We start from the raw sequence: 23810 nt of genomic DNA on the forward strand, positions 1-23810 counted from the left end.
AAGGATTGCATTTTTATAACCTATTTTGATATTGTTGTCCTTAATAGAGGATAAGGAGTGGTGAATCATGACTCCCCTGCGTAAACCCTTTCAAGGGGACCCCCTGTTTCCGATGGAAATGGTTTATCGGACTATAAAAAGCCCCCAATTGGAGCTGCCTCATCACTTGCATGATCTTTACGAATTGGTTTATGTGTACCAGGGAAAAGGCACTTTTTTTATTGAGAACAAGCTGATGGAGAAAAAAGAAGGCGACCTTTTCATCATACCCGGTAACACGATTCACAGCTCTTTCCCTGACCCGGACCAGCCCATTGTTTCGAGTGCTTTATTCTTTGCGCCTTCGCTTGTACTCGGCGCGAACGGAAGCGATTTGCAATACTCCGTCCTCAGCTGTTTTGAATATGCTCAAAAAACAGGCTCCTATCGTCATCAATTACCCGAGTCGAACCAAGCCTATATCGAGGACATGCTGAAAGGAATCTCGGAAGAAATCCGGCTTGCCCAGCTAGGATTCCGCGAGGCGCTCGTGCTTCAGCTGCGCTCCTTGCTGCTGCATATCAATCGCTATATCAGCACCCTGTCCGCAGAACAGACGGCCCACTCCCAGATCGGCCCGGCCTGGCTGATGGATTCCATCCAATGGATTCACGAACACCTAGATCAGCCTATCGGACTAGCCGGTCTGTCGGCACAAGCTGCGGTGGACCCCGCCCATTTCTCCCGCATGTTCAAGAAATACACCGGTTTGCATGTGACGGGTTACATGCATGCTAAACGGATTGCCCGTGCCAAAGAGCTCCTGCGAAACCATGAGGAGTCTGTCGGGCAAATCGCTGAAATCTGCGGGTATGCCACGCTGACGCACTTTCATCGCAATTTCAAAAAATTGACGGGCATGACCCCGGGAGCATACAGGAAGCAGGCTGCTTCCCATCGTTAAGACACGCCAGCAAGCACTTGCGATCATCGCAAGTGCTTGCTGCTTTACCTGAAACGAACGAATTCAAGAATTTCGACCGTTGACAATGGCTCCCTCTACGATTACATTGAATATAGTTAAGGACTTAACTATATAGGAGGCATGATCACTTTGAATGACCTTCAGCAATACGTGCTGGATTTGCCGCTGCCTGCCCTTGCTTTTTTCTCATTGGTGGAGACAACGGCAAAGCTGGTCGACGTATCCGAAAGTTATTGGAAGTCGCAAGGGCTGAACGGAGCCAGAATACGGATTCTAGTTGAGCTTATGAAAGAAGGAGGTACGATGCTTCCTTCCAAGCTGGCACAAAAAATCGGTGTAACCAAACCCAATATCAGTCTGCTGCTTACCCCCTTGGAGCATGAAGGCTTGATTCGCCGGGATTCCCATCCCGGGGACGGTCGAAAGTCGGTCATCACCATTACAAGCGAAGGTCAGCGTCTATTGATTCACAACCTGCCCGCGAACAGGCAGCGGATATCCGAAAAAATGAAAGCGCTGACTGAACATGAATTAAAACAGCTCCTGGGCCTTCTGCAAAAATTAAAGGAAGCGTAACCGTGTTCTTACGTCGACTTAGTTAAGCACTTAACCAAATAAGGAGAGGATGACATTTTGTCTACCATTATTACTGGAGCCAGCGGCCGGCTCGGCCGGCTCATTATCCAAGAGCTTCTACATCATGTTCAGCCTGATCAAATCGTTGCTTGCGTCCGCCAGATGGACTCTGCGGCAGCATTGGAGGAGCAGGGAATTGCGGTCCGCTTCTGCGACTACGACGACCCCGCCTCCCTGAAGGAGGCATTCGCCGGCGCTTCGCGCCTGTTGTTCATTTCTAGCCCCCACCCCGATGACACCGTTCGTTTGCGGCAGCATGCCCATGTGGTTGAAGCTGCAAAAAAAGCGAACGTCAGCCATATTTTATACACCGGTTTCGCCTTTCCTGAACATAGCGATATGTCGATGACCCACTTGCATTTGGCTACCGAGCATGCCATTCGCACAACCGGAATTCCTTATACTTTTCTTCGCAGCGGTTTGTATATGGACTTTATTGAAGCGCTGGATTTGCAAGCAGCCATGTCGACAGGCAATCTTCGCGTCCATCCGGGATCGTGGCAGTTCAACGCGGTTACGCGCACCGATCTGGCGGCCGCCATAGCGGGGGTATTATCCGGTGAGGGCCATTCGAACAAGACTTATGAGCTTGTTGCGCCATCCGTTTGGACCTTCAATGATTTGGTCTCCGCTCTTTCCGAGCTAACGGGCACACCGATATCCCTATGTCCTACCAATGAGGTGCAGCATTGGATATTTAGCTTTTTAAGAAAAATCGATACGGCTTCCACTTCTGGCGATCTTGAGAATTTAATATGCCGCCCGGTAACAGCGCTGAAAGAAAGCCTCCAAACTTATATCGGAGCAAGCAGATCCAACTAACGATTCACTATTCCTGCTTCATTTCAGTACTGTGCAGATGGCGTATTCAATATAATCTAGAAAGAGACACGGGAATACGAGGCTTCTTCTATTTCAAGGCAGGAGGCAGGAATATGCCGATACGTCCGCCAATACTACAGAGAGGCGATACCGTTGGAATCGTTACCTTGGGCAGCCCGCTCGCTGCCAGCATCATTGATGCACGGATCGAATATTTGAGAGCAATGGGGTTCAATATCGTATTGGGTCAATATGTATATGCGCAAAACGGGTTTCTGGCCGGCACGGACGAACAGCGGGCATCCGATTTAATGATGATGTTCCAAAACGAGCAGGTTAAAATGATACTGCCTACCAGAGGCGGCACAGGCGTAGCCGGAATCCTCCCGTACCTGGATTATCAGGTTATCCGGAATCACCCGAAAATCTTGACTGGCTACAGCGATATCACGGTTTTATTAAACGCCCTGCATCAACTGGTCGATTTAATTACATTCCATAGTCTATTGCTTATTGACTTCAAACCCGAAACGCCAGCCTATAATTTCGATCAGTTTTTTGCGGCAACGTCCCTGTATTCATTAACGCGCCCCATCCTGAACCCGCCTGGTATGCCCCTGATCGGCCGGGTTCAGGGCAACGTTACGGGGCCGCTTGTAGGCGGTAATTTAACGTCATTCGTTGATACGCTGGGGACTCCCTTCGAAATCGATACACGGGGGAAAATCATCGTTCTTGAAGAAACGCATGAACCTACCAATACCGTCTACAGATACTTCAACGATTTGAAGCTCGCCGGAAAATTTCGTGACTGCATCGGCATCATCATGGGGGAATGTACAGGCTGTCAGACGGCTTACGGCAAAGCCTATGAGGATGTCATCAACGAGTTCATCGTGCCTCTCGGCAAGCCGTTGATCACGAACCTTGCCACGGGCCATGGTGTGTATAAAGCAGCTCTGCCGATTGGCGCAACCGTTAATCTCGATTCCATCCGTAATGCCATAACGGTGGTCGAACCCACGGTCAGCGTATAAAGTTCGTTTCCTAATGCCAGATGAATCAGCTGGAGCGGCTCCTGGCGGCGTAGCCTAAACATGATTGGAGGATATGGCGATGACTACTTTTCCAACGATCCCGGCAAGCCAATTGGTGCAGCGTCTGGAGCATCCGGGACGTAAAATCCGCCTGGTGCTGGATACCGACGCGTTCAATGAAATCGACGATCAGTTTGCGATCGCTTACGCGCTGAAATCCGCGGACAACATGACCTTAGAGACATTATATGCAGCGCCTTTCTTCAATGAGCTATCTTCAGGTCCTGCGGACGGAATGGAAAAAAGCTACCAGGAAATATGGAACATCCGCCGCATTCTGGGACGTGAAGACATCCCTGTCTATCGCGGCTCCACGGGTTACCTTCCTGCTTCCGACCAGCCGGTCGAAAGCGAAGCCGCGCGCAATCTCGTTGAGCGGGCCATGGCAAGCGATCCTGCCGATCCTTTGTATGTCGTTGCGATCGGTGCCATCACGAATGTTGCATCCGCCCTGCTCATGGAACCCCGGATCCTCGAACGGATCGTGCTGGTATGGTTAGGCGGGCATGCCCTGCATTGGAGCGATACGAAGGAGTTTAACCTTTTTCAGGATTTGCACGCATCCAGGCTGGTCTTGGACTGCGGCGTTCCGCTCATTCTCGTTCCTTGCCTCGGCGTGGCATCTCATTTGCAAACCTCCTTATCCGAACTGCGGGACTTCGTCAAAGGCCAAGGGGAGATCGGGGATTATTTATTCGAAACATATTTAAGTTGTTCCGACGATCATTTTGCTTATTCCCGGGTCATCTGGGACATTGGCGTCATTGCCTGGCTCAACAACCCGGAATGGTGTCCGAGCGCTCTGGTTCACAGTCCGCGCATATCCGAGGATTTCCGATGGATGCATGATCCGTTCCGGCACATGATTCGCTCCGTTCATTTCATTCGGCGTGACGAGGTGTTCCGGGATCTTTTCTTGAGGATTGCCCGATAGACATGGATAACTTATAAAAACGCCCTCATAAAGGATACATCCCCAAAAAACAGCCCCTTCTACTTGATATAGAAGGGGCTGCCGGCGCTCTTAGGAAGCTATATGCAAAACACATACAAATACCGATGATTTGGATTGACAACCGTTTGGGTTATCACCACTCCGCGATGCTTCCATCCGTATGCCGCCAAACGGGGTTTCTCCAATTGTGTCCGATATCGGCCATTTTTCGCACATGGTCTTCGTTGATTTCAATTCCCAAGCCAGGACCCTCCGGTATTTTCACGTAACCGTTCTCATACTCGAACACAAGATTATCCACAATGTAATCGAGTAAATCGCTCCCCTGATTATAATGAATGCCAAGGCTCTGTTCTTGAATAAATGCATTGTGGCAAGTCGCATCGACTTGAAGGCAAGAAGCCAACGCAATCGGTCCTAATGGACAATGCGGAGCTGCCGCCACATCAAACGCTTCAGCCATGGAGATGATTTTTTTGCATTCCGTAATACCGCCTGCATGGGATAGATCCGGCTGAATAATATCAACATATCCATCCATCAATATACGTTTAAACTCCCATTTGGAGAACATTCGTTCACCGGTTGCAATAGGAATGGCTACATGATTAGCGATGTCGCGCAGCGCTTCATTATTTTCGGGCAAAACCGGTTCTTCAATAAACATCGGGCGAAAAGGCTCCAGCTCTTTGGCTAAGATTTTGGCCATTGGCTTATGCACGCGACCGTGAAAATCAATGCCGATTCCAACATACGGACCCACCGCGTCCCTGACAGCTGCAATGCGTTCAATGACCTGGTCTATTTTCTCATAGGAATCGACATATTGAAGTTCTTCCGTACCGTTCATTTTTACGGCTGTAAATCCTCGGGAGACCACTTCTTTCGCCGATTTCCCGACATCTGAAGGACGATCTCCCCCAATCCATGAATAGACCTTGATGGACTCCCTTGCTTTTCCCCCAAGCAATTGATGAACGGGCGCGTTATAATATTTCCCTTTGATGTCCCATAAGGCTTGATCAATGCCCGAAATCGCACTCATTAAGATGGGGCCGCCCCGATAAAAGCCTGATCGATACATGAGATTCCAATGGTCCTCTATTCTTAATGGGTCTTTCCCTATTAAATTCTCCATTAACTCTTCTACTGCGGTTCCTACCGTTCTCGCCTTTCCTTCAATGACAGGTTCGCCCCAGCCGATAATGCCTTCATCCGTCTCCATCTTTAAAAACAACCAGCGGGGCGGTACCAGGAATAATTCGTAACCCGTAATTTTCATTATGAATCCACTCCTTAATCCTCGTTAGATTGTACAGCTGAAACAAATTGTCTCGCTTTTTCTGTTAATTGCACGAAATACTCATCTGTTATCTCCAGCTGCGTATTCACGAGTGCGCTTCCAATGCCACAACCAATAGCGCCCGCTTTCATAAATTCCTGAATATTGTTTAAACCTATGCCGCCAGTTGGCAGCAACGGAATTTGCGGAAGCGGTCCGCGTATATCTTTAATGAAGCTTGGTCCCAACGTCGCAGGAAACACTTTGATAATATCGCCGCCATTTTCATAGGCTGATAGAATTTCAGTCGGAGTAAAGGCACCCGGGATGCTTACTGCTCCGTATCGTTTTGCCATTTGTATCGTTTCTATGTCAACCGTAGGAGACAGAATGAATTTGGCGCCTGCTAAGATAGCGGCTCGCGCAGTTTCAGAGTCCAGAACGGTACCCGCCCCCACCACCACTCGATCTCCAAGTTCAACGGTTATCTCTTCAATGGCAGACAATGCGTTTGGTGAATTCATGGTGATTTCTAGAATGTTCACCCCGCCTTCGTGCAGCGCCTTTGCCATGTTCAAAACGTCTTTTGAATTGGCGCCGCGGATAATCGCTATTATTTTGTTATCTAGAATGCTGGACATGGTATTCATGAAGTTTATGCTCCCTCCTTACATTTAACGCGTAGCATCTTCTGTACCCACCCGGCCTACAGGACCCGCTGCATGTCCACTTAAAAAAGCCGGATTCATTCCTGTTATATAAACGTATTTCGTATTCGCGATAAAAGAACTGATAATAGAATGATAAAATTTGCAAGAAAAGAAGGCAGCCGATCGCCCTGACCAGCTGTCTTCTCTAGTTAATTATGTTGCAAGAACAAGCACACAATATTAGGCTTATTCCTTACGTATGAATCACTTCACGTAAAATGTGGCGTCCTTCTGATCCAATTCAGTCGTGATCGGCGAGATCTCCAACATGCCGTCCCGGTGCCTGATATATGTTCCGGATATGTTATAAGACTCGAAGGAGGCCGCCCATGGACTTGAAAATCCGGTACGCAACTTCCATGTCGCATCCTGTTTAAACAGAGAGGACTCATTATTGGACTCCAGCCAAATCTTGCCGTCGCGATGTCTGAGATATTGACCTGGAAAGGACACCGATTCGATGGAGACGGCGGATGGATCGGCCAGTCCAGGAACCATTCTCCATTGCGATTCACCGCTGTACTGCCCCCCGTCAATCTTCCCTCGGCCATCATGATAACGAACAAAACTGTTTGCGATGTTAAAGCTCTCGAACTGATTGACCGGAATTTCCGCATCCACCCGCACCGCTTTCCAATTCTGCGTATCCAAACCATTGGCCGTCCATTGAATGACCTTGGTACCAGCCGGAGCGCCGGCACCCGCATTGTCCAGCATCAATCCGCTGCGCTCGTTCATGCTGGTGTAGTATCCGTTGCCCTTGTGCGTAAATTTCCACCTCTGAGTATCCAATTCATTATTCGTCCACATGATCACGTTTGTACCCGGTGTCGTGGCTCCGTTGGGATTATCCAGGATCAGGCTGTTGTTTACATTCATTGCCCGGAAGAAGCCGCCGTTTCTGTAATCCAACCGCCACCACTGGGTATCTGCCCCGAGATCGTTCCACTGGATGACGTTTGTCCCGGCCGGCGAACCGCCGCCGGCATTATCCAGAAGAAGCTGGTTATTCTGATTGACCAGCTTATAGGTCCCCCCGGAAACAAGGGAGAATTCCTTGTCCACCTGGGCTGCATTGGCTCGGATTTCATTCCGGCTCCCTACTTTTACGGTATTGACCTCCAGGAGCAATGACGGGCCTAGCGGCAGCAGCGTTCCGCTCCAGGCAGCCGGTGTGCTCTGATTAGTCCCTTTTACGGTCAGCGGGGCGTCCATTTGCGTCCAGGTCGCTCCGTAATCGGCGCTCGTAAACATTTTGTTAGCGGAAGAAACCACATCCGTCATGCCCCGAACGTAAAAGCGGCCATTCGCGGTTCCATCATCGATGTAAGCAACCTCCGGTGTCTGGGATGCGCGATATATTCCTGTTCCTACAACCTCGCCAAGATCCGTCGGACTTCCCCAATTGATGCCATCAGGTGAGGTTTTGAACCGGACCGCAAAGTTAGGGGCTGCCCCCAGCATCTCGAAAAACATGAAATAGCTTCCGTTCTTCGCTTGTATTACCCGCGGCATCCCCGGACGCCAATTCCAATCTGCCTGATTACCCACAATGATGCTGTAATTTCCCCAGGTCAGTCCACCGTCACTGGAAATCTCCTGCGCGATTGCCTGGTTATACCCCGGTTTCCGCTCATCCGAGTAATAGCAGATCAACCGGCCATCGGCCGTGATCGCAAACTCCGGCTCCCATGTACGCTTTGTCCCCTCGGTTCCCCTTGCAGCCAGGTTGCTGTGAAACTGCCAAGTGGCGCCGTTGTCCGTGCTTCTCCAGATATGAATCGTATACGGTGCCGAGTTGTCCCAATCCGTGGATGCAAACAATAAGGTTCCTGCCGGATTATCCCCAACCTGCTGAGGCAGTACATACAGCGTTGTCATGCCTTGCTGATTCCGGTTCAGTCCGTAATCATTCGGATCAATTTCACTGAATAAGGACCAGGTTGCCCCGTTGTCCGTGCTCTTGTAAAAGGGAAAGGGCTGCATGCCGCTCCATCCTGCGTTGCCGGGAAACCGCGGGGTGAAGGTGGTCAGAATATCTCCATTATCAAGCTTGACCGCCCTTACATAATAAGGCTCCGGTTCAGCCGGATTACTATAAACAACCGTTCCGATAGCAGCCGCCTGCGCCGTTGGCGCGGCTAAGGTTGACATGAACAGCATAACGATGACTGCAAGCAGCCCAAAACGTTTCAGCCTAGTATTCATCTCGATCCCTCCATAATAGATAATAGATAATGGATCATTTCATATGCAAACCTGTTTAAAGGCGTTCATTGATTACTCCCTCGATGGCACGGGCAGATGATGCGCATCGCTCCAAGGAACCCCGAAATCAGGCGTACCATCAAGTTTCCAGCCGAATTTCTGTATGCGCGTCGAGCGGATGCTCGCATCGGCGTCGGCTGAAGGAAGCGCATGGAAGACGATCCAGTCCTCTTGATCATCCGGAGACCTCGTAAAGCTGTTGTGGCCGGTCGCATAGACTCCGTTCTCTATACTTTTGCGAAATACAGGCTCCAACGACTTTTGCCATGAAGCCGGATCCATCGGATCGGCATCTTCATCCATCGTCAACATTCCCAGGGCATAATCCTCGGACCAGGTCGTGCTGGCGGAATAAACCAGAAAAATGCGGCCGTTCCTATGCAGCGTGACGGGACCTTCATTAATGGCCATTCCGCCTTGTTTTTCCCACGTAAGCGTTGGAGCCGTTAGCAAGCGGTGTTCCCCGGTCAATGTCCAAGGATTAGCCATTTGCGCAATATAAATAGCAGATCCGTATTCGGGAAAATGTCCGTATCCGGCATATAGAAAATAAAGCCGATTCCGTACCGTCATCACGGTGCCGTCCAAGCCCGGAACGGGAGTCTTCATCGCCCCTTTCCAAACCCATTCGCCTTCGAGCGGATCGCTATGTTCGTTCTCCAGCACGCATAGCCCCCGCGATTCGTCTCCTCCGCCATCGTTAGCCGTATAGTAGATGTACCATTTGTCATTCAGATCGTGTATTTCCGGTGCCCACAAGTTATAGCTGTAGGGACCTCCCGGTTCCGGAGACCATATGGTCTTCCTTCGGCCCTCTGCAAGTCCGGTCAAGGTGGAGGATCGGGTAAGTTCCAGGCGACCCGGCTGCGTGGACATAAAGTAATAATAGCCATCCGTGTGCTTCAGCACCCAAGGATCGGCTGCGTTTGCTACGATTGGATTGCTAAACGTCGTTGTGCGATTTGGCATGCTCTCTCTCCTTTTATCCCTTCATTCCAGTCAAGGTAAAGCCTTCAGCGAAGTCCCCCCTTCGGTTTATTTCTTACTTCCATCTTTCAATTATCAGGGACGAATTCTGGGCAAACAATTATGAAAACGCTTTAGTATATATGCAAAATAAAGCAATACCGAATCGTTTTCGACGGTCGAAAAAAGAAGAGGACCGCCCTGACGGACGGTCCTCATAAACGATTCGATTCATGGATTCTGCTTACGCCATTCAAGCGGTGTGGCTCCATTCGATTTCGTAAAGAACTCATAAAACCGACTGGAAGAGGTAAAGCCCACCTCGGCGGAGATCGATTCGATCGCCTTATCGGTTTGTCGCAACAGCCGTTTAGCCTCCATCAAACGAAGGTTGATGATATACTGCTTTGGCGAGACGCCGAAGGATTCCGAGAACTTCCTGCGGAGATTGCTTTCGGAAATAAAATGGCGAGCTGCGAGCTCGTTAACCGTAATTTGTGTATGATAGCTGCTATGAATTTCTTTTAATATCGCTTCCAATACGACTTGATCGGTACCTGCCGTCGGCATCGACGTTTCCCTGTTACGCTGGAATATCAGCAAGGTTGTCTCAAAGGCAATCCGCATCATGTTGTAGGCATCGATGTCTTGCCTCCTGGAATTCCATTCTTTCTCCAGCTGAAAAAAACTGATTTCCGCCCACCGCATATCATCTTCGTGAAGATGGGCGCTCCGGATCCGATGTGGTTTGGACTCTATTTCATGAAAGAGGTATTGGCAATGGACCGGAAGCCTATCGTGGAAGAAATGAACGGATATCCCCTGCCAAGGCCTCGTACAAACGAAGCCGTGATGAAGCCGGGCAGGTATCAGGATAAGATCGCCGGCAGCTACCTTGATATTCTGTTCAGAAGAGCTGTAGTACCCTTCCCCATCCAATACCAGCGTCAGCTCATCGTATTCATGGGCATGTGACTGGAAGAGGCCCTCTCCCTGCTCGGCCTGAAAGGTGTGGGGCTTAAAGCGCTCCATACTGATCACAAAGCTCTTTTCACTGTTTTCCATGTTCCATCCTCTTTCTATGAGGCTTCTAATAGGCAGTCCTTCTCTATTCATTCTATGAAGTCCTCCGAACCTGGTCAATACATATCGAGGTACCCTGGTTGTTCTGACATGGCTTGGTGTGAAACATTGAAATGAATAAGACTAAAAACCCTTGATGATTCATCAAGGGTTTTCTTCTTGCGGAGCCGCGAACGAAATCGCTTCGCTATGAAATTCTCGAAGACGAATCAGCAGGGAATCTTAGCGCTGCAAAATGCCTCCAGCTCCTGACGAACGGCTTGGGGCGTGTCCAGGCGAAGAATGCGTTCCGCCAGATCGCGGCATTCATCTCGCTCCAATCCTTCGAGCCTTTCCTTGATCGGGCTGAGTCTGCCAGCCTCCATGCTCCATTCGTCAAGTCCCAGACCGAGCAAGAGCGGCGCGGCCAACGGGTCGCCCGCCATGCTGCCGCACATGCCGGTCCATTTACCGGCCTTATGGGAAGCATCGATCACCGTTCGGATGAGCTGAAGCACGGCGGGATGGAAATAATCGTACAGGTGCGCTACGTGTTCGTTCATGCGATCCGCGGCAACCGTGTACTGAACGAGATCATTCGTACCGATGCTGAAGAAATCGACTTCGTCCGCGAAAAGTCCTGCCAACACGGCCGTGGAGGGAATCTCGACCATAATGCCGACTTCCATCTTCTCGTCGAACGGTACGCCCTCCTCCCTCAATTCACCCTGCACTTCCGCCAGGATGGATCTCGCCTGCCTCCATTCTTGCAAACCGGAGATCATCGGGAACATGACCTTCACGGTACCGAAGGCGCTGGCCCGCAGCACGGCCCGCAGCTGCGTGCGCAGCAGCTCCTGGCGGACAAGCCCTACCCGTATTGCACGGTAACCCAGGAAGGGATTCGTTTCCTTTGGCAGCTGCAGGTACGGAAGCTCCTTATCTCCGCCGATGTCCATCGTGCGGATGATCACGGGGCGGCCCTCCATCTGCCGGGCCGCTTCCTGGTACGCACGGAACTGCTCCTCCTCGCCCGGCATGGCCGTGGCGTTCATGAACAGGAACTCCGTGCGGAACAGACCCACGCCGTCCGCGCCCTGCCGGACGGCGGCCTCGGCTTCCGCGGCGCTGCCGATGTTCGCCGCGAGCTCCACGCGCGTACCGTCGGCGGTCACCGCCGGACGGTCAATGTATTCCTCGAGCGATTGCCTGCGCTCGAGGTCCTGCTGCATGCGGAGCCGATGCTGCTCGGCCTCCGCCGCTTCCGGCCGGGCGAGGCACAGCCCGGCTGATCCGTCGAGGACGAGCAGATCGCCGTCCTCGATGCCGTCGATCCCGTCTCCCGCGCCGACGACAGCGGCAATGCCGAGCGACCGCGCGAGAATCGCAGTATGCGAGGTTGCTCCTCCGGTACGGGTGATAAAGCCGACCACCAAGGCAGGGTCCAGCTGCACCGTATCCGAAGGCGTCAAATCGTCGGCAACGAGAATCACCGGCTCGGTGATTCCGGCAAGTCCCTGCGATTGCCCAGGCGACAGACAGGCGAGAAGACGGCCGCCGATATCGCGGATGTCGGTCGCGCGCTCTTTCATATAATCATTGCTCATGCCTTCAAACATGGAAGCGACTTGGTTGACAACCTCGGCAACGGCCCTTGGGGCCGTCTCCAATTTCTCCTGGATCCGCGCCTCCATCTTCGGGTAGAAAGCCGGATCGTCCAGCAGCTTTCGGTGTCCCGCAAGAATGCCGGCTTGCTCTTCGCCTACCGCTTCCTTCGCTTTCTCAATCAGCTTCTCCATTTGCTCGGCGCAGCCCGCTTTGGCTTCGCGAAGCTTATGAAGCTCGTCTTGGACCGCAGCCGAGGTATCGGGAATATAATTCCCTTCGGGACTGCTTTGGCCGCTGGCCCCCGCCGAAGATTTGTAGATATAGGCCTTTGCAATCCGGATACCCTCCGACACGCCGATTCCTTGAATATCCAGCCTATTCATCAGGCTTCACCAAACTTGCTTTCGACGAGCTGTATCAGGGCTTCGACGACTTCTTGCTCACCGTCTCCGTTGGCTTCGATGGTCACGACGGCTCCTTGTTCAACGCCGAGCGTCATCAGCTCCAGCATGCTCTTGCCGTCCGCCGAGCGTCCTTCGTTTGTCTTCAGACGAACCTCTGCTCCAAATTGTCCTGCTTTTTCCGAAAATAGCTGAGCCGGACGTACATGAAAGCCCTGCTCATTCTGTATGGTTACCGTTTGTGCGAACATGTCTTTCCTCCTCATCCTGTAACCGCCAGCCCGGGGCTGTTACTTACTGAAACGTAAAGTTGCGGTTTCTCTGTTGTTTCCTGCCGTTCATCCGTTCGACTCTTGTCAGGCCAGTAAGGTTATCCGGCCTTTATACGCCTCGACCAGCGCTTGGTTATGCTCATCGGAGCCGTCGATATTTCCGCTAAGAAATACAGGGGGGTTAAAGCCTTGCTCAATCATAATCTCAATGGATTCGGCGAACAGGGCGTTCAAAATCAAGGCTCCGATCACTGTCGAGCTCGGGGTAAAGGGGACCTGAAGGCCGGGATGGCTCAATACCGCATCGCCCTTGACCGAGAAATTGTCGATCACCAGATCCACGGCATCCGCGAGATGCTTGCCGCTGCTGTGCCGGGACGGCATGCTTTTGGAATATTCCAGTGAGGTAATGCCTACGGTGAAGGCCCCCTTCTCCTTCGCCATCAAAGCGACATCCACGGGAACCGGATTGCGGCCCGAGGTGGACAGGACGAATACGACCTCTCCCTTGCGGATGTCCTGCTTGCTCATGAATTCGACGGCAAGATCGTTTTGTCTTTCCAGCTCGGACGAACGTACCGCGCCTTCATGCAGCATCAGCTTCTCTATGAGAATCGGACGGATCGGTACGAGTCCGCCTGCCCGGTAGAAGACTTCCTCGGTCAATATATGCGAATGCCCGCAGCCGAACAGATGAATAATGCCGCCCTGCTGAATACAGGCCGCCACCTTTTCCGCCGCTTCACGTATCGACTTGGCCTGCTCCGCTCGTACTTTGTCAAACAACCCGCCAATCACATCAAAATAGGTGTCCATCATCATCGCTTTCACCTCGTGGTTCCTGTATTTGTATAGATTTCTGTTATTCTTCCGCGAGTGAACGGGTTCATATCGCTTTTTTCGCCCGGAGTACCATGTCGGCCATGACTTCCAGGCTTCGCTCGATAATCCGCTCTCCCTTCTCCCTCGTTGCCAACGTTGCATCCCCAAGCACCGCGGAAGCCGTCATTTCCTCCCAGGGTGTAGGCGTGAAGTCCGCTTCAATCGGGATCTGCGGAGCGCCGTCGATCGCCTTGCTCATGTCCACGTATTCGCCCGCAAGATACAGCATGTAGGAGGTCTCGATTTCATCGGCATGCATGTAGCTGCCGTGAGCGGCCGAAGCCTCGCGTACCTCCGCCGCGATTTCCTTCGTGCCTGGATAAAAGAAGTAGAACACCTTCAATTCGGGTACCCGTTCGTATAAAATTCTCGCCGCTTCCTTCAGCGCAACCGCATTGCCGAGATGGCCGTTGACCATGATGAAGATGCGGAATCCCTGATGATATATACTCTCGCCGATATCGGCAAGCAGCCGGATGAGCGCTTCGTTCGACACGTTGATGCTTCCCGGAAAATTGCGCAGGCTCCACACTTGACCATAAGGAAGGGTCGGCAGAACGAAGCTGTCCGTCCGTTCCGCCAATTTGTCCGCGAGCCTGGACGCAAGCAGGTTATCCGTGCCCAGCGGCAGATGGGGGCCATGCGCTTCAACGGCCCCGATTGGAAGTATGGCCGCGCCGAGTTTGCGGATTTTCTCCTCCACCTCAACCGAATTCTCGAGTTCGAATTTCATGACGCTAAGCACCCCTTACTTTTTGAATGAGAAGCAGTCGGCCGGATTGCTTACGAAAAATTTCTCCACCAGCTTCCGGCCGTCAAAGCCGCTGCGATTCGCCTCGTCTACAAAGCGCGGCACCCATTTGGAAATAATGTACTCCAGCCCGAGACCGTAATCGTAATGCTTGTAGTAGGTTTTACGGGCGGTATCTCCGCTGATGAGAATCTGATCCTCATAGCCTTTTCGGACAAGCTCCAGAATCAGCGAGATGCGGGTGCTTTCCGGCGCATACTTGATTTTGCCGATACCGTCAAAGCTCATGTAGGCTCCGGTTGCGGCGATTTGCTCATGGTAATACGGGTCGGGGTTCCGGTCCATATGCCCTAAACTCAAGTAGGATAGATCCACGCCTTCGCTTTTTAGGAGTTCGATTTGCTCCAGCGCCATGGTGCCGACTTCCGTATGGGAGTGGATGGGGGCTTTTGTCTCGTGATGAGCGCGGGCTACAGCGCGCAGCGTCTTCTCCTCCAGCGGCGTGATGCGGTTATAGCCTGTCCCGAACTTAACCTGGCCTGCTTTGAATGGCGTGCCTTCCAGCCCTTCTTCCACCTCCCGGATGACGAAATCCGCCAGCTCGTTGATGCTTTTGGCCTCGATCCACTGCGCATAACTCTCATAATCGCCGATCAGCGGCTTCAGCTCCTCTTTGATTTTGGCATCCCACAGGAAGCTTTTATTGAAGCCCGCCGTTCCTACAATGCGAATGCCGGTTTCAAGCGCGATTTCCTGCACCGCTTGAACATCCCGTCCATAATCGACGGCTGTAGCATCCACGATGGAGCATCCGCCGTGTTGTTTGAAATCCAGAACGTCGCGCTTGGACTTCTCTTTATCATCCAGCAGCAAATCGTCCACTCCCCGTTCCTGCCAGTAGGCCGGACGGCATACGATATGTTCATGGGAATACGTAAAGCCCAATTCCTCTTTGCTGATATCTCCATGCAAGGTACGGATAAAGCCCATATCGTTTCTCCTCCACTCTCTATAAAATAAGAACCTGACCGTTTCATAAAAGTGCATGTTCAAAAAAGCCGGCTTCTCTCAACGCCTTAGACCGCTTTCTGATCTATCTCGTGATCCAAAGCCGACTTTTTTGTTTAACCTCTAAAAGAACAGTTTCGCCAGGAAGTGCAGAATCGGTCCGATGATGAACATGTCGGAATCGGCAGCCCACATGGCCGTATCCGGCACCGTCGAGGCGATAAAGAAGCGGACCATCAGGAACTGACCCCAAGCGACTACGGTTGACGTGATGAAGCCGCCGATCACGGCACCGCGGACACCGCCTGTCGAGTTCCCGAACACCCCTGCCGTAGCGCCGTGGAAGAATAGAACGATCATCGTCGGCACGAAGATGTAAGAAACGGTGTTGCCCAGTACGAGCAGCCAGATAATCGCGCCACCGAAAGCTCCCAGGAAGCCAAGCACTACCGCATTCGGCGCGTAAGGGTATACGACTGGCGCATCCAGTGCCGGTTTGGCGCCTGGCACGAGTTTGGTAGCAATCCCGTTGAAGGCCGGCACCAGCTCGCCGACAAACATCCGGACCCCCATCAGAACGATGGCGATTCCGCCTGCGAACGTGAACGATTGGATAATGGAATAGATGATAAAGTTCTGGTCACCCGATTGTTTCATCAGTTCTGCCGCAGCCGGCGTGCCCTTCGTCGAGAGAATAATGGCCCCGATCAGAAATAACACGCCCATGCTGAGCGCCGTGATGACGTTGGAATCGCGAAGAAATTCGAAGCCTTTCGGTACTTTGATTTTCTCGGAATCGTTGTTTTTGTTGCCGAGCAATTTGCCGAACAAGGCAGCCAATAGCGCAACCGAAGCCGACGTGTGTCCAAGCGCAATGTTATCGTTGCCCGTGATTTTACGCAGGAACGGCTGAACCAGCGCCGGCTGGAACGTCCAGTACACCCCAAGAACCACGGCGATCATCAGTACCAGCTTCCAGATCGGAATTCCGCTGGACGCATGGACGATGACGCCCGCAAAAACGGTCGACGTCCAGAACATCATGTGCCCGGTCAGATAAATAAATTTAAACCGGGTAAAGCGTGCCAGCAGAACGTTGATCAGAAAGCCGATGAGCATGGCAAGCGTAACGGCGCTGCCGAATTTGGAATTGAATGCCTCCTGCCCCATAAAGGTACCGAGGGATCCGCTTTCCAATCCGAAGACTTCTTTCCACATCGGCTCGAATACGTTCAAGGCTTTTACGATAACGTCGGAGCCTGCGCCGATGATGAGGAAGCCGATGATCGCTTTAAAGGTGCCGCTTACGAGCTGACTCGTTGATTTCTTCTGCAGCAGCAGGCCGATCAGAACGATAAACCCGAGCAGAATGGCCGGCGTTCCAAAAATGTTGGTAGCGATCCAAAAAAGTACGTCCATAAGCCCTCTTCCTTTCTAATGGTTTACAGCACTTCTTCCAGCTTCTGTTTGATCTCGTCGTTGTCAAAATAGTTGTTGACGATAACGACCTTGGCTTCATGCCCTTGCAGGCTTTGTGCCAGCTCGTTGCTTGTAATGATATAATCGGCTGCGGTTCCCGATGCCGTCGAAACGTCCGTGTGCTCCACGTCGGCGTTTACTCCCATGCCGTTCAGCACATTCTCCACATTCATTCTCAGAATCAAGCTGGTTCCTTGTCCTAAACCGCATACGCATAAAATTTTCATTGTTCGTTCCCCCTAATTAGTTGTTGCATTGACTCTACATCAGATGCCTGCTTGAATAGCTCCACGTTGCCCGGATTGCTGAGCAATGTCGTCAGCTTGCGCAGCATGGCGATGTGCTCCGAGCTTGATGAGCCGCCGAGCGCGAATACAAGCTGGACCGGGTCATTGGCGGCATGGCCAAAAACGACGGGTGTCTTCAATCGAAGCAGCGAGACGGAGGCTTCCCTCACCCCGTCCTCCGCACGGGCATGCGGTAGGGCGATGTGCGGCGCAAGAACAAAGTACGGCCCTTTGTCACGATACGATTCCACCATGGCATCGGCATAACGTTCTTCCGCCGCTCCGGCATTCGCCAGCAGCGCCCCTGCCAAACGGATCGCTTCTTCCGCCGTCTCGGCCTCAACATCCAAGGCAATTAGTGACGGTTCCAAAAATTTCATTCTCATCTCTCCCAAATCCGGTATTCTGTTCGGTGCTAAGGACCGGTTTGTAATTGTTGAAGTATCTGTTCTTTCGTCCTGGCCTCTTTCAGTCGGATCAGGTTTTCCTTATCTCTCAGCAGGAGCGTCAGCTCCGACAGTGCTTTCAGGTGGGATTCGCCGTCAATCGCCGCCAGGACCAGAATGATCTGCACCTGGTGGCGCGCTTCCTCCGAGAAGGCGACGGGCTGCTCCAGCCGGAGCAGACTGATCCCAAGCCGCCGGACTCCATCCTGCGGCTTGCCGTGCGCGATGGCGATGCCAGGTGCTACGACAATGTAAGGGCCGAGCGCTTCCACTTTGGAGATCATCGCATCAATGTAAGCCTCTTCGATGCGTCCATCCTTCAGCAGCGGTTCGGAGGCTTCGCGTATGGCGCTCCGCCAATCTGCCGCTTCTCTGTTCATCCGAATCATTTGCCCGGTGAGCAGATCCGTCAGAGATGGCTTGCGAGCCTCGCTGAGCCAAGTTTTCCCTAAGGACATGTAGCGGTTAAGCTCCTCCGCAAGTCCGGCTTCATCCCTTACCGCCGCGTATTTATGGACGATGTCCAGCAGCGCTTGTACCGTGTTGGCCTGGGTTCTTGATTTGCGTCCGGAAACCATGTTGATCTGGTTCAGCAAATGCTCCTTATCCTTATCGCTCAGAATCGGATTCACCAGGAGAACGGGCACTTTGCTGTCCGGGAGCGGTACCGTCGAGAATATAAAATCGACATCTTCTTCGCGAAACGACTCATAATCGCGGAGCGACAATACGGCTGTGATGTCCACTGCCGAGAACAGGTTCTCCAGCTGCGATTTCAGCATCCGCGATGCGGAAATGCCGTTCACGCAGACGATGGCGGCCTGCCGCCTTACGGCCGGCTTCGTATTCTCTCTGCGCAGCCAACCGCCGAAGTGCATGGCGAGGTATCCGATCTCGTGATCGTCAAGTTTACGTCCAACCAACTGCTCGAACGGTGCGGCGGAACGGCGGGTAAGCTCGAATACTTCCCCGTACTTGGAACGGATATTTTCGAGCAGCGGATTTTCCAGGCTGAGACCATACAAGATCCGGTAATAAGCCGGTTTCAAGTGGACCAGCAGATTCTCCTCCATGGCTTCCCGGTTCGGCAGAAATACGCAGGCATACCGTTGAAAATGGTCGGTCATCTCCGTCGTCACGTTCCGAAGCTGCTTCAGCACTTCTTCGGAACCCGTCATCTGTTCCATCCGATTGACTCTCGCCCCCAGCAGATGCATCGCGAAGTAGCAGACTTCATCATCCGGAACGGAAACGCCGAACATTTGCCCGAGACCTTCCGCAATACGCGCGGCAGCTTCATACTCTGGCGTCCTCCGCAGAACGCTTCGTTCATCATCGTCGATCGAGACCCATTGCGCGGTTTGAATCCGTCTTACATACAACAGGAAGCGGGCGGTCAGATGAAACAGCATCTCATCCGTCAAATCTACGCCCAGCGTGATCTCGCTATCCGAGATCAGGCGATAGACTTGCTCCAAACCTCCCTCTTCCATAGGCGGAAACAGGAGTGGGGCGAGATCGGGAATTCCCGATTCCGGGTTCAGGTTGAATGCCTGTTCCCAGCCCGCATGACCGAAAATCTGCCCGAAGTAATGGCTCAGTGTCTTCCGCTTGTCCCGCTCCTCCCCGTGTACGCCGTACCCCCGCTTACGGTCGTAGGTTACCTTGAGTTTTACGGACTTCATCTCCGAGCGGACCATGTTCAAATCCTTGAGCACGGTGCCGCGGCTAACCTGGAGAAGTTCGGTCAGATGGTGAACGAAGAGCGGACTCTCCGCCGACAGCAGGTAGAGCGACATCCAGGCCAGCCTTTCGCGCGGAGACAAATAATACTGCTGTGCATGGGGCTTTTCATTCAACTGCGGAAGCCCCGCCCGGCTTTCTTCAGGCAAATAGTAGCCTGCTGTCCTGACATATTGGACCGATGGAAGTTGAACCGCTTTCAACCAGTCGTTTATTTTGTCCATATCATAGTAAACGGTTCGTCTGGAGATGCCGAGCTTCTGCATCAGTTCTTCCAGCGATACATAATCGGCTGCCTCATGGAGCAGCGTCAACATCTTGGTACTGCGTTCATCCAGAATACGGCATCAACTCCTTTGCCGTTAGTTTCGTGCTTTTTGCAATTTGATTATACCTATAGGCAATTGTTCAAGGACAGTTCAATTCATGGAGCCCGATTTGTGCAAAAATGTACTCTAGTGAAATGGGCAAAAAAAAACAGGCCCCATGGCCTGTATAAGATATGGTTCAACTTCGCGACTGCCCTGGTCATCGTGACTTGGCAAAAATCGCATCCTTTCATTCGGCACGGTCAGTTTTCACGAACCGGTCATCATCGGTGTTTGCGGATCGATCCCCACAGAATCTAACTAATTCGCCGGCGTCATGATTGGCAAGGTGACGATGAAGGTCGTTCCTTGGCCAGGTTCGCTTTCCACTCGGATATCGCCTTGATGAAGCGATACGATCTGCTTAACAATGGCGAGTCCCATGCCGCTGCCCTCATATTTACGACTGCGGGAACGGTCTGTTTTAAAGAAACGTTCGAATATGCGCTTCTGATCCTCAAGGGAAATCCCTATGCCCGTATCGGATATTCGGACGGTCACGTTATTCATGTCTTGTTTGATGCTGACGTTAATCACGCCGCCATCCTTTGAGAATTTGATGCTGTTGCCAATGATGTTCGTCCATACCTGGTTTAATTGATCATGATCGGCCGTAACTTTAACGGGCTGCAAATCAAGCTCAAACTGAATGCTGCGGGCAGCCCATTGCGGCTGGAGCGCCACGATGACCCGTCTGATCTGTTCATCCAGGCTGAGCGTGCTGAGCCCCAGCTGCTGTGACTGGGATTCAAGCAAACTCAGCTTGAGCAGGCTGTCGCTCATTTTGGACATTCGCTTCGCTTCAGCGATGATAATATCCAGATAACGTCTTCGCTCGTCATCCGAGAGATTTACCTGCTTCAGCGCTTGAGCATACCCGGAAATCGAGGTGAGCGGCGATTGCACCTCGTGCGACACGTTCGTTACGAATTCCCTGCGCAGCTGCTCCAACTGCTGGAGCTCGTGCATCATGTCTTCAAAGCTGCGAGCCAGCGTACCCAGCTCGCTTGTTTGCTTAATATTCAGCTTGACGCTGAAATCTCCGGCTGCAATGCGTCGGGTCGCTTTTGTCAGCTTTTTGATCGGCCTTACCAAGTAGATGGAGGCAATCAGGATCAATAAGCTCCCTGTAATCAACGAACTGGTAGCAAAGATCGATCCCCATTTGACGACAAAAGAGGCAGAAGGAGGGGCGAGCATTTCCAGGAACATCGCTTTCGTTCCCGTTTCCGTTTTCAACGGCAGCCCTAAAAGCACCGTAGCAATGCCTTTCTGCGTGTCTTGAACAACGCCTCCTTCGATTACTTGCTGTAGTTTATCCATCGTTACTTCAGCAGGCTTGTGTCCGTTAAGCTTGCCGTAAGCCTGGAACTGGCCCGCCGCTTCGTAGATGCGGATATAATAGGAATCGAGCTGCTTCATTTCACTAACGAACAAGTCGGCTTCGCGTAACGGCAGTGTCTTGTATATCCGGACGACGTCTTGACCGAAGTGGCGTAAGTTGATTTGCGCGTTCTCGTTCAATTGTTCCTTGAACATCCAAGTAGACATAAAAAACGAAAGGATCGTGCCCCCGATGACGGACACTAGAAACGTCAGGACTACTCGAATATATAAGGATCTGATCATTCATAGACCTCGAGCCGGTACCCCAGCCCGCGCACCGTTTCGATCCGGAAATCCGGCGTCGTTGCGAACCTTTCGCGAAGACGTTTAATATGCACATCCACCGTTCGATCATCTCCTGCGTAGTCGATTCCCCAAATCTGATCGATCAGCTGCTCGCGTGTATAGACTTGTCCGGGTGTCCCAGCGAGCTTGTACAGCAATTCGAACTCTTTGAGCGGCAGCGTGAACGTCTCCGGCCCGTTGCTCACCTTATAGGTCTGCCTGTCGAGAATGACGTTGCCGAACTGGATCGTCTGTGTGGAGCCGATCCGATATCGTTTCAGCAATGCCTTAACGCGGACAGTCAACTCCAACGGATCGAATGGTTTCGTTAAATAATCGTCCGTCCCAAGCTCGAAACCCTTCACTTTTTCCCAGGTTTCGCCTCTCGCCGTCAGCATAAGCAGTGGCAAATCCGGATTGGCTCTTCGAAGCTCCTTGCATAACGTCCAGCCATCCATCATCGGCATCATAATATCAAGCACGACAAGATCGACGGGTGTCGAGCCATAGACGCTGAGCGCTTCCTTGCCGTCAGCCGCCTCGACTGTGGTGAATCCGTCATTGCGTAGAAATAAACAGACGAGTTCGCGAATGTTCGCGTCGTCGTCAGCAACCAGTATAGTAGGCATAGGTTCCCTCTTTCTTTCATTTCCATCCCATATTGTGTAATAACTATATACTATTCTATATACAAGGGTTATGGGGATTGGTTCAAATGGTGCGGCAATTGTGCGTCTAATTTGCATTCTAGCCTACGCTAAAAAAGGCCGCGCATTCCGCGGCTTTTTGTTCGTCCAATCCCTTGTCTTCAGCCCTTATTCTTAGCCAGCAAATGAAATCTCGAGCCTCGAACCGGCCGCATCATCTCCAGTCTTTTCCGTTGAATGGGAAAGCTATCGAGTGATGCTTAACCAAGTTTAATCAAGGAAGATGAACTGCCAGTGACATCAATATGAACGGAACATGAACAAACCATGTGCATAGCTCCCCTCTACGGCATACCAAAAAAGTCGGCCAATTCAGGCCGACTTTTTCTACCAATTCGTTTTCCGATGTTTTTGGTTGGCATCCGATCCGCTGCAGGACGATTTCAAAACACGCATTCCGTGGCGATCGACGGACGCTTAAGCAATTCCCAACCAGTCTTGGCGGATATAAAAGAGGCAAGCTCCAAGCCCATTCGGTAATGCGTCTGATAGCCGGGATGATATCGGCCGCCCCATCCTTCCACCTCGGGATGAATCAACCCCAGATCAACCACGAATACCTTCCTGTTTCCGCTTTGATTGAAATAAGACACCACCTTGTTCACACTGGCAAGATAGTTGTTATTCATGGTTCCAACACAACAAAAGACGTAGGGATCGTTATACTTATCCAAGATAACCTGGATGAATTCAATATAAGCGGCAATATACGCCTCATCATCAATTGGCGTCGAATAATCGTTCTGGCCCAAATTAATGACGACTCCATCAGGAGTATACCGGGAAAAGTCCCATGGCGCGGTCCCTTTGCCGAGCGACCCTGAAAAATGTTCCGGCAATCCTTGCTTGTTCCCTACCGCATCCTGCCAAACGCCGATCCCGCAAATGGCCATCGTATGATATTCCGCATTCAACATTCTGGCGCTGATTCCGACATAGGACATGTATCCGTCGTCAAGATGCGGGGCTTCAGCGAGCACATGCGGATGGCCGATCCCTGCTCCATCCGTGATGGAATCCCCGAAGTACTCAAGCCGGAGTGGTTTTGCCGCGGGCGGGGCAAGGAAGCTTCCGCCGTCGGGCAGCGAAAACTGATGAAATGCTATACTTCCGGTCAGGATCCCCGTTCGCTTGTGGATCTCTAAAGTGTGTTCACCCTCCGGCAGTCCCTGTTCGATTATGTATTGATGAACCCCCTTCTTCAAGTTGATCCAATTACGAGCGACACCGTCCACTACAATTTCAACGTAATCCTGGCCATCGGAATCCTCAGCCGTCATCGAGACGGCCGTACCTCGGAAGGCAAGAAAAACCGCGCTGTTGACCCAGGCGCATTTCGGCTTCTCTCTCTCGGTCAGATCAAATCTCCCCATCAGCCTGGCAAATTCGGCAAAGCTAAACTCCAACATAATCCCTCCTTTCAGC

The 23810-nt window shown here is 51.9% G+C and carries 22 protein-coding genes; 5 read left to right on the plus strand and 17 right to left on the minus strand.

Translation table 11 applies throughout. From position 1 onward, the window contains the following. Positions 1 to 67 precede the first annotated feature (67 nt). The 5 genes from P0X86_RS24610 (at position 68) to P0X86_RS24630 (ending at position 4453) form a co-directional block, all read left to right on the plus strand. Positions 68 to 943 (plus strand): AraC family transcriptional regulator, encoded by an 876-nt coding sequence (locus P0X86_RS24610; RefSeq protein ID WP_277746707.1) that lies wholly within the window; start codon positions 68 to 70, stop codon positions 941 to 943. A 141-nt stretch (positions 944 to 1084) separates the two neighbouring features. Next, positions 1085 to 1540 carry a MarR family winged helix-turn-helix transcriptional regulator gene (locus tag P0X86_RS24615; RefSeq protein ID WP_213579499.1) on the plus strand — a complete coding sequence of 152 codons (456 nt, stop codon included), beginning with the start codon at positions 1085 to 1087 and terminating at the stop codon, positions 1538 to 1540. Between the two features lie 57 nt (positions 1541 to 1597). After that, positions 1598 to 2422, plus strand: a complete 825-nt coding sequence (locus tag P0X86_RS24620) for an NmrA family NAD(P)-binding protein (protein WP_277746708.1) — start codon at positions 1598 to 1600, stop codon at positions 2420 to 2422. Between the two features lie 113 nt (positions 2423 to 2535). Beyond that, entirely contained in the window at positions 2536 to 3459 is a 924-nt protein-coding gene (locus P0X86_RS24625) for a S66 peptidase family protein (protein ID WP_277746709.1), read from the plus strand. 79 nt (positions 3460 to 3538) lie between these two features. Beyond that, positions 3539 to 4453 carry a nucleoside hydrolase gene (locus P0X86_RS24630; protein ID WP_277746710.1) on the plus strand — a complete coding sequence of 305 codons (915 nt, stop codon included), beginning with the start codon at positions 3539 to 3541 and terminating at the stop codon, positions 4451 to 4453. Between the two features lie 154 nt (positions 4454 to 4607). Here the strand turns inward: P0X86_RS24630 and dgoD are convergent, their stop codons facing one another. The 17 genes from dgoD to P0X86_RS24715 form a co-directional block, all read right to left on the minus strand. After that, positions 4608 to 5756 (minus strand): galactonate dehydratase, encoded by a 1149-nt coding sequence (gene dgoD, locus P0X86_RS24635; protein ID WP_009593299.1) that lies wholly within the window; start codon positions 5754 to 5756, stop codon positions 4608 to 4610. Between the two features lie 14 nt (positions 5757 to 5770). Further along, positions 5771 to 6406 (minus strand): bifunctional 4-hydroxy-2-oxoglutarate aldolase/2-dehydro-3-deoxy-phosphogluconate aldolase, encoded by a 636-nt coding sequence (locus tag P0X86_RS24640; RefSeq protein WP_277746711.1) that lies wholly within the window; start codon positions 6404 to 6406, stop codon positions 5771 to 5773. 264 nt (positions 6407 to 6670) lie between these two features. Continuing rightward, positions 6671 to 8674, minus strand: a complete 2004-nt coding sequence (locus P0X86_RS24645; protein ID WP_277746712.1) for an AbfB domain-containing protein — start codon at positions 8672 to 8674, stop codon at positions 6671 to 6673. Between the two features lie 72 nt (positions 8675 to 8746). Then, a complete protein-coding gene (locus P0X86_RS24650; RefSeq protein ID WP_277746713.1) occupies positions 8747 to 9703 on the minus strand; it encodes a glycoside hydrolase family 43 protein in 957 nt (318 codons plus the stop codon). Positions 9704 to 9931: 228 nt separating this feature from the next. Continuing rightward, positions 9932 to 10765, minus strand: coding sequence for a helix-turn-helix domain-containing protein (locus P0X86_RS24655; RefSeq protein ID WP_277746714.1), 834 nt, complete (start codon positions 10763 to 10765; stop codon positions 9932 to 9934). A gap of 227 nt (positions 10766 to 10992) precedes the next feature. After that, positions 10993 to 12753 carry a phosphoenolpyruvate--protein phosphotransferase gene (gene ptsP / locus P0X86_RS24660; protein WP_277746715.1) on the minus strand — a complete coding sequence of 587 codons (1761 nt, stop codon included), beginning with the start codon at positions 12751 to 12753 and terminating at the stop codon, positions 10993 to 10995. Further along, entirely contained in the window at positions 12753 to 13022 is a 270-nt protein-coding gene (locus P0X86_RS24665) for an HPr family phosphocarrier protein (RefSeq protein WP_036659680.1), read from the minus strand. Before P0X86_RS24665 ends, ptsP begins: the two co-directional genes overlap by 1 nt. Before the next feature lie 105 nt (positions 13023 to 13127). Next, positions 13128 to 13862 carry an SIS domain-containing protein gene (locus P0X86_RS24670; RefSeq protein ID WP_036659682.1) on the minus strand — a complete coding sequence of 245 codons (735 nt, stop codon included), beginning with the start codon at positions 13860 to 13862 and terminating at the stop codon, positions 13128 to 13130. Between the two features lie 67 nt (positions 13863 to 13929). Further along, the gene (locus P0X86_RS24675) at positions 13930 to 14658 is read right to left on the minus strand and encodes a creatininase family protein (RefSeq protein ID WP_277746716.1); all 729 of its coding nucleotides are present in this window, start codon (positions 14656 to 14658) and stop codon (positions 13930 to 13932) included. A 15-nt stretch (positions 14659 to 14673) separates the two neighbouring features. Continuing rightward, positions 14674 to 15666, minus strand: a complete 993-nt coding sequence (locus P0X86_RS24680) for a phosphotriesterase family protein (RefSeq protein WP_015736906.1) — start codon at positions 15664 to 15666, stop codon at positions 14674 to 14676. Positions 15667 to 15807: 141 nt separating this feature from the next. Then, positions 15808 to 17103 (minus strand): PTS ascorbate transporter subunit IIC, encoded by a 1296-nt coding sequence (locus P0X86_RS24685; protein ID WP_015736907.1) that lies wholly within the window; start codon positions 17101 to 17103, stop codon positions 15808 to 15810. 23 nt (positions 17104 to 17126) lie between these two features. Continuing rightward, the gene (locus P0X86_RS24690) at positions 17127 to 17390 is read right to left on the minus strand and encodes a PTS sugar transporter subunit IIB (RefSeq protein ID WP_009593269.1); all 264 of its coding nucleotides are present in this window, start codon (positions 17388 to 17390) and stop codon (positions 17127 to 17129) included. Continuing rightward, positions 17387 to 17830 (minus strand): PTS sugar transporter subunit IIA, encoded by a 444-nt coding sequence (locus P0X86_RS24695; protein ID WP_277746717.1) that lies wholly within the window; start codon positions 17828 to 17830, stop codon positions 17387 to 17389. The genes P0X86_RS24690 and P0X86_RS24695 overlap by 4 nt, the downstream gene beginning before the upstream one ends. A 35-nt stretch (positions 17831 to 17865) precedes the next feature. Beyond that, positions 17866 to 19956 carry a BglG family transcription antiterminator gene (locus P0X86_RS24700; protein ID WP_255250625.1) on the minus strand — a complete coding sequence of 697 codons (2091 nt, stop codon included), beginning with the start codon at positions 19954 to 19956 and terminating at the stop codon, positions 17866 to 17868. A 312-nt stretch (positions 19957 to 20268) separates the two neighbouring features. Then, positions 20269 to 21636, minus strand: coding sequence for a sensor histidine kinase (locus P0X86_RS24705; RefSeq protein WP_277746718.1), 1368 nt, complete (start codon positions 21634 to 21636; stop codon positions 20269 to 20271). After that, a complete protein-coding gene (locus tag P0X86_RS24710; protein ID WP_277746719.1) occupies positions 21633 to 22307 on the minus strand; it encodes a response regulator transcription factor in 675 nt (224 codons plus the stop codon). The genes P0X86_RS24705 and P0X86_RS24710 overlap by 4 nt, the downstream gene beginning before the upstream one ends. A 461-nt stretch (positions 22308 to 22768) precedes the next feature. Further along, on the minus strand, positions 22769 to 23794 hold the full coding sequence (locus tag P0X86_RS24715) for an SGNH/GDSL hydrolase family protein (RefSeq protein WP_277746720.1): 1026 nt from the start codon (positions 23792 to 23794) through the stop codon (positions 22769 to 22771). Positions 23795 to 23810: the final 16 nt, after the last annotated feature.

The sequence above is a fragment of the Paenibacillus sp. BR1-192 genome, assembly GCF_029542445.1.
GTDB classification, from domain to species: Bacteria; Bacillota; Bacilli; order Paenibacillales; family Paenibacillaceae; genus Paenibacillus_AQ; species Paenibacillus_AQ lautus_A.

Bases quoted from the DNA above. Each gene is read 5' to 3' on its own strand.
- P0X86_RS24610 (WP_277746707.1), top strand. From the start codon at position 68: ATGACTCCCCTGCGTAAACCCTTTCAAGGGGACCCCCTGTTTCCGATG.
- P0X86_RS24615 (WP_213579499.1), top strand. From the start codon at position 1,085: ATGATCACTTTGAATGACCTTCAGCAATACGTGCTGGATTTGCCGCTG.
- P0X86_RS24625 (WP_277746709.1), top strand. From the start codon at position 2,536: ATGCCGATACGTCCGCCAATACTACAGAGAGGCGATACCGTTGGAATC.
- P0X86_RS24630 (WP_277746710.1), top strand. From the start codon at position 3,539: ATGACTACTTTTCCAACGATCCCGGCAAGCCAATTGGTGCAGCGTCTG.
- dgoD (WP_009593299.1), bottom strand. From the start codon at position 5,756: ATGAAAATTACGGGTTACGAATTATTCCTGGTACCGCCCCGCTGGTTG.
- P0X86_RS24640 (WP_277746711.1), bottom strand. From the start codon at position 6,406: ATGAATACCATGTCCAGCATTCTAGATAACAAAATAATAGCGATTATC.
- P0X86_RS24645 (WP_277746712.1), bottom strand. From the start codon at position 8,674: ATGAATACTAGGCTGAAACGTTTTGGGCTGCTTGCAGTCATCGTTATG.
- P0X86_RS24650 (WP_277746713.1), bottom strand. From the start codon at position 9,703: ATGCCAAATCGCACAACGACGTTTAGCAATCCAATCGTAGCAAACGCA.
- P0X86_RS24655 (WP_277746714.1), bottom strand. From the start codon at position 10,765: ATGGAAAACAGTGAAAAGAGCTTTGTGATCAGTATGGAGCGCTTTAAG.
- ptsP (WP_277746715.1), bottom strand. From the start codon at position 12,753: ATGAATAGGCTGGATATTCAAGGAATCGGCGTGTCGGAGGGTATCCGG.
- P0X86_RS24665 (WP_036659680.1), bottom strand. From the start codon at position 13,022: ATGTTCGCACAAACGGTAACCATACAGAATGAGCAGGGCTTTCATGTA.
- P0X86_RS24670 (WP_036659682.1), bottom strand. From the start codon at position 13,862: ATGATGGACACCTATTTTGATGTGATTGGCGGGTTGTTTGACAAAGTA.
- P0X86_RS24675 (WP_277746716.1), bottom strand. From the start codon at position 14,658: ATGAAATTCGAACTCGAGAATTCGGTTGAGGTGGAGGAGAAAATCCGC.
- P0X86_RS24680 (WP_015736906.1), bottom strand. From the start codon at position 15,666: ATGGGCTTTATCCGTACCTTGCATGGAGATATCAGCAAAGAGGAATTG.
- P0X86_RS24685 (WP_015736907.1), bottom strand. From the start codon at position 17,103: ATGGACGTACTTTTTTGGATCGCTACCAACATTTTTGGAACGCCGGCC.
- P0X86_RS24690 (WP_009593269.1), bottom strand. From the start codon at position 17,390: ATGAAAATTTTATGCGTATGCGGTTTAGGACAAGGAACCAGCTTGATT.
- P0X86_RS24695 (WP_277746717.1), bottom strand. From the start codon at position 17,830: ATGAAATTTTTGGAACCGTCACTAATTGCCTTGGATGTTGAGGCCGAG.
- P0X86_RS24700 (WP_255250625.1), bottom strand. From the start codon at position 19,956: ATGTTGACGCTGCTCCATGAGGCAGCCGATTATGTATCGCTGGAAGAA.
- P0X86_RS24705 (WP_277746718.1), bottom strand. From the start codon at position 21,636: ATGATCAGATCCTTATATATTCGAGTAGTCCTGACGTTTCTAGTGTCC.
- P0X86_RS24710 (WP_277746719.1), bottom strand. From the start codon at position 22,307: ATGCCTACTATACTGGTTGCTGACGACGACGCGAACATTCGCGAACTC.
- P0X86_RS24715 (WP_277746720.1), bottom strand. From the start codon at position 23,794: ATGTTGGAGTTTAGCTTTGCCGAATTTGCCAGGCTGATGGGGAGATTT.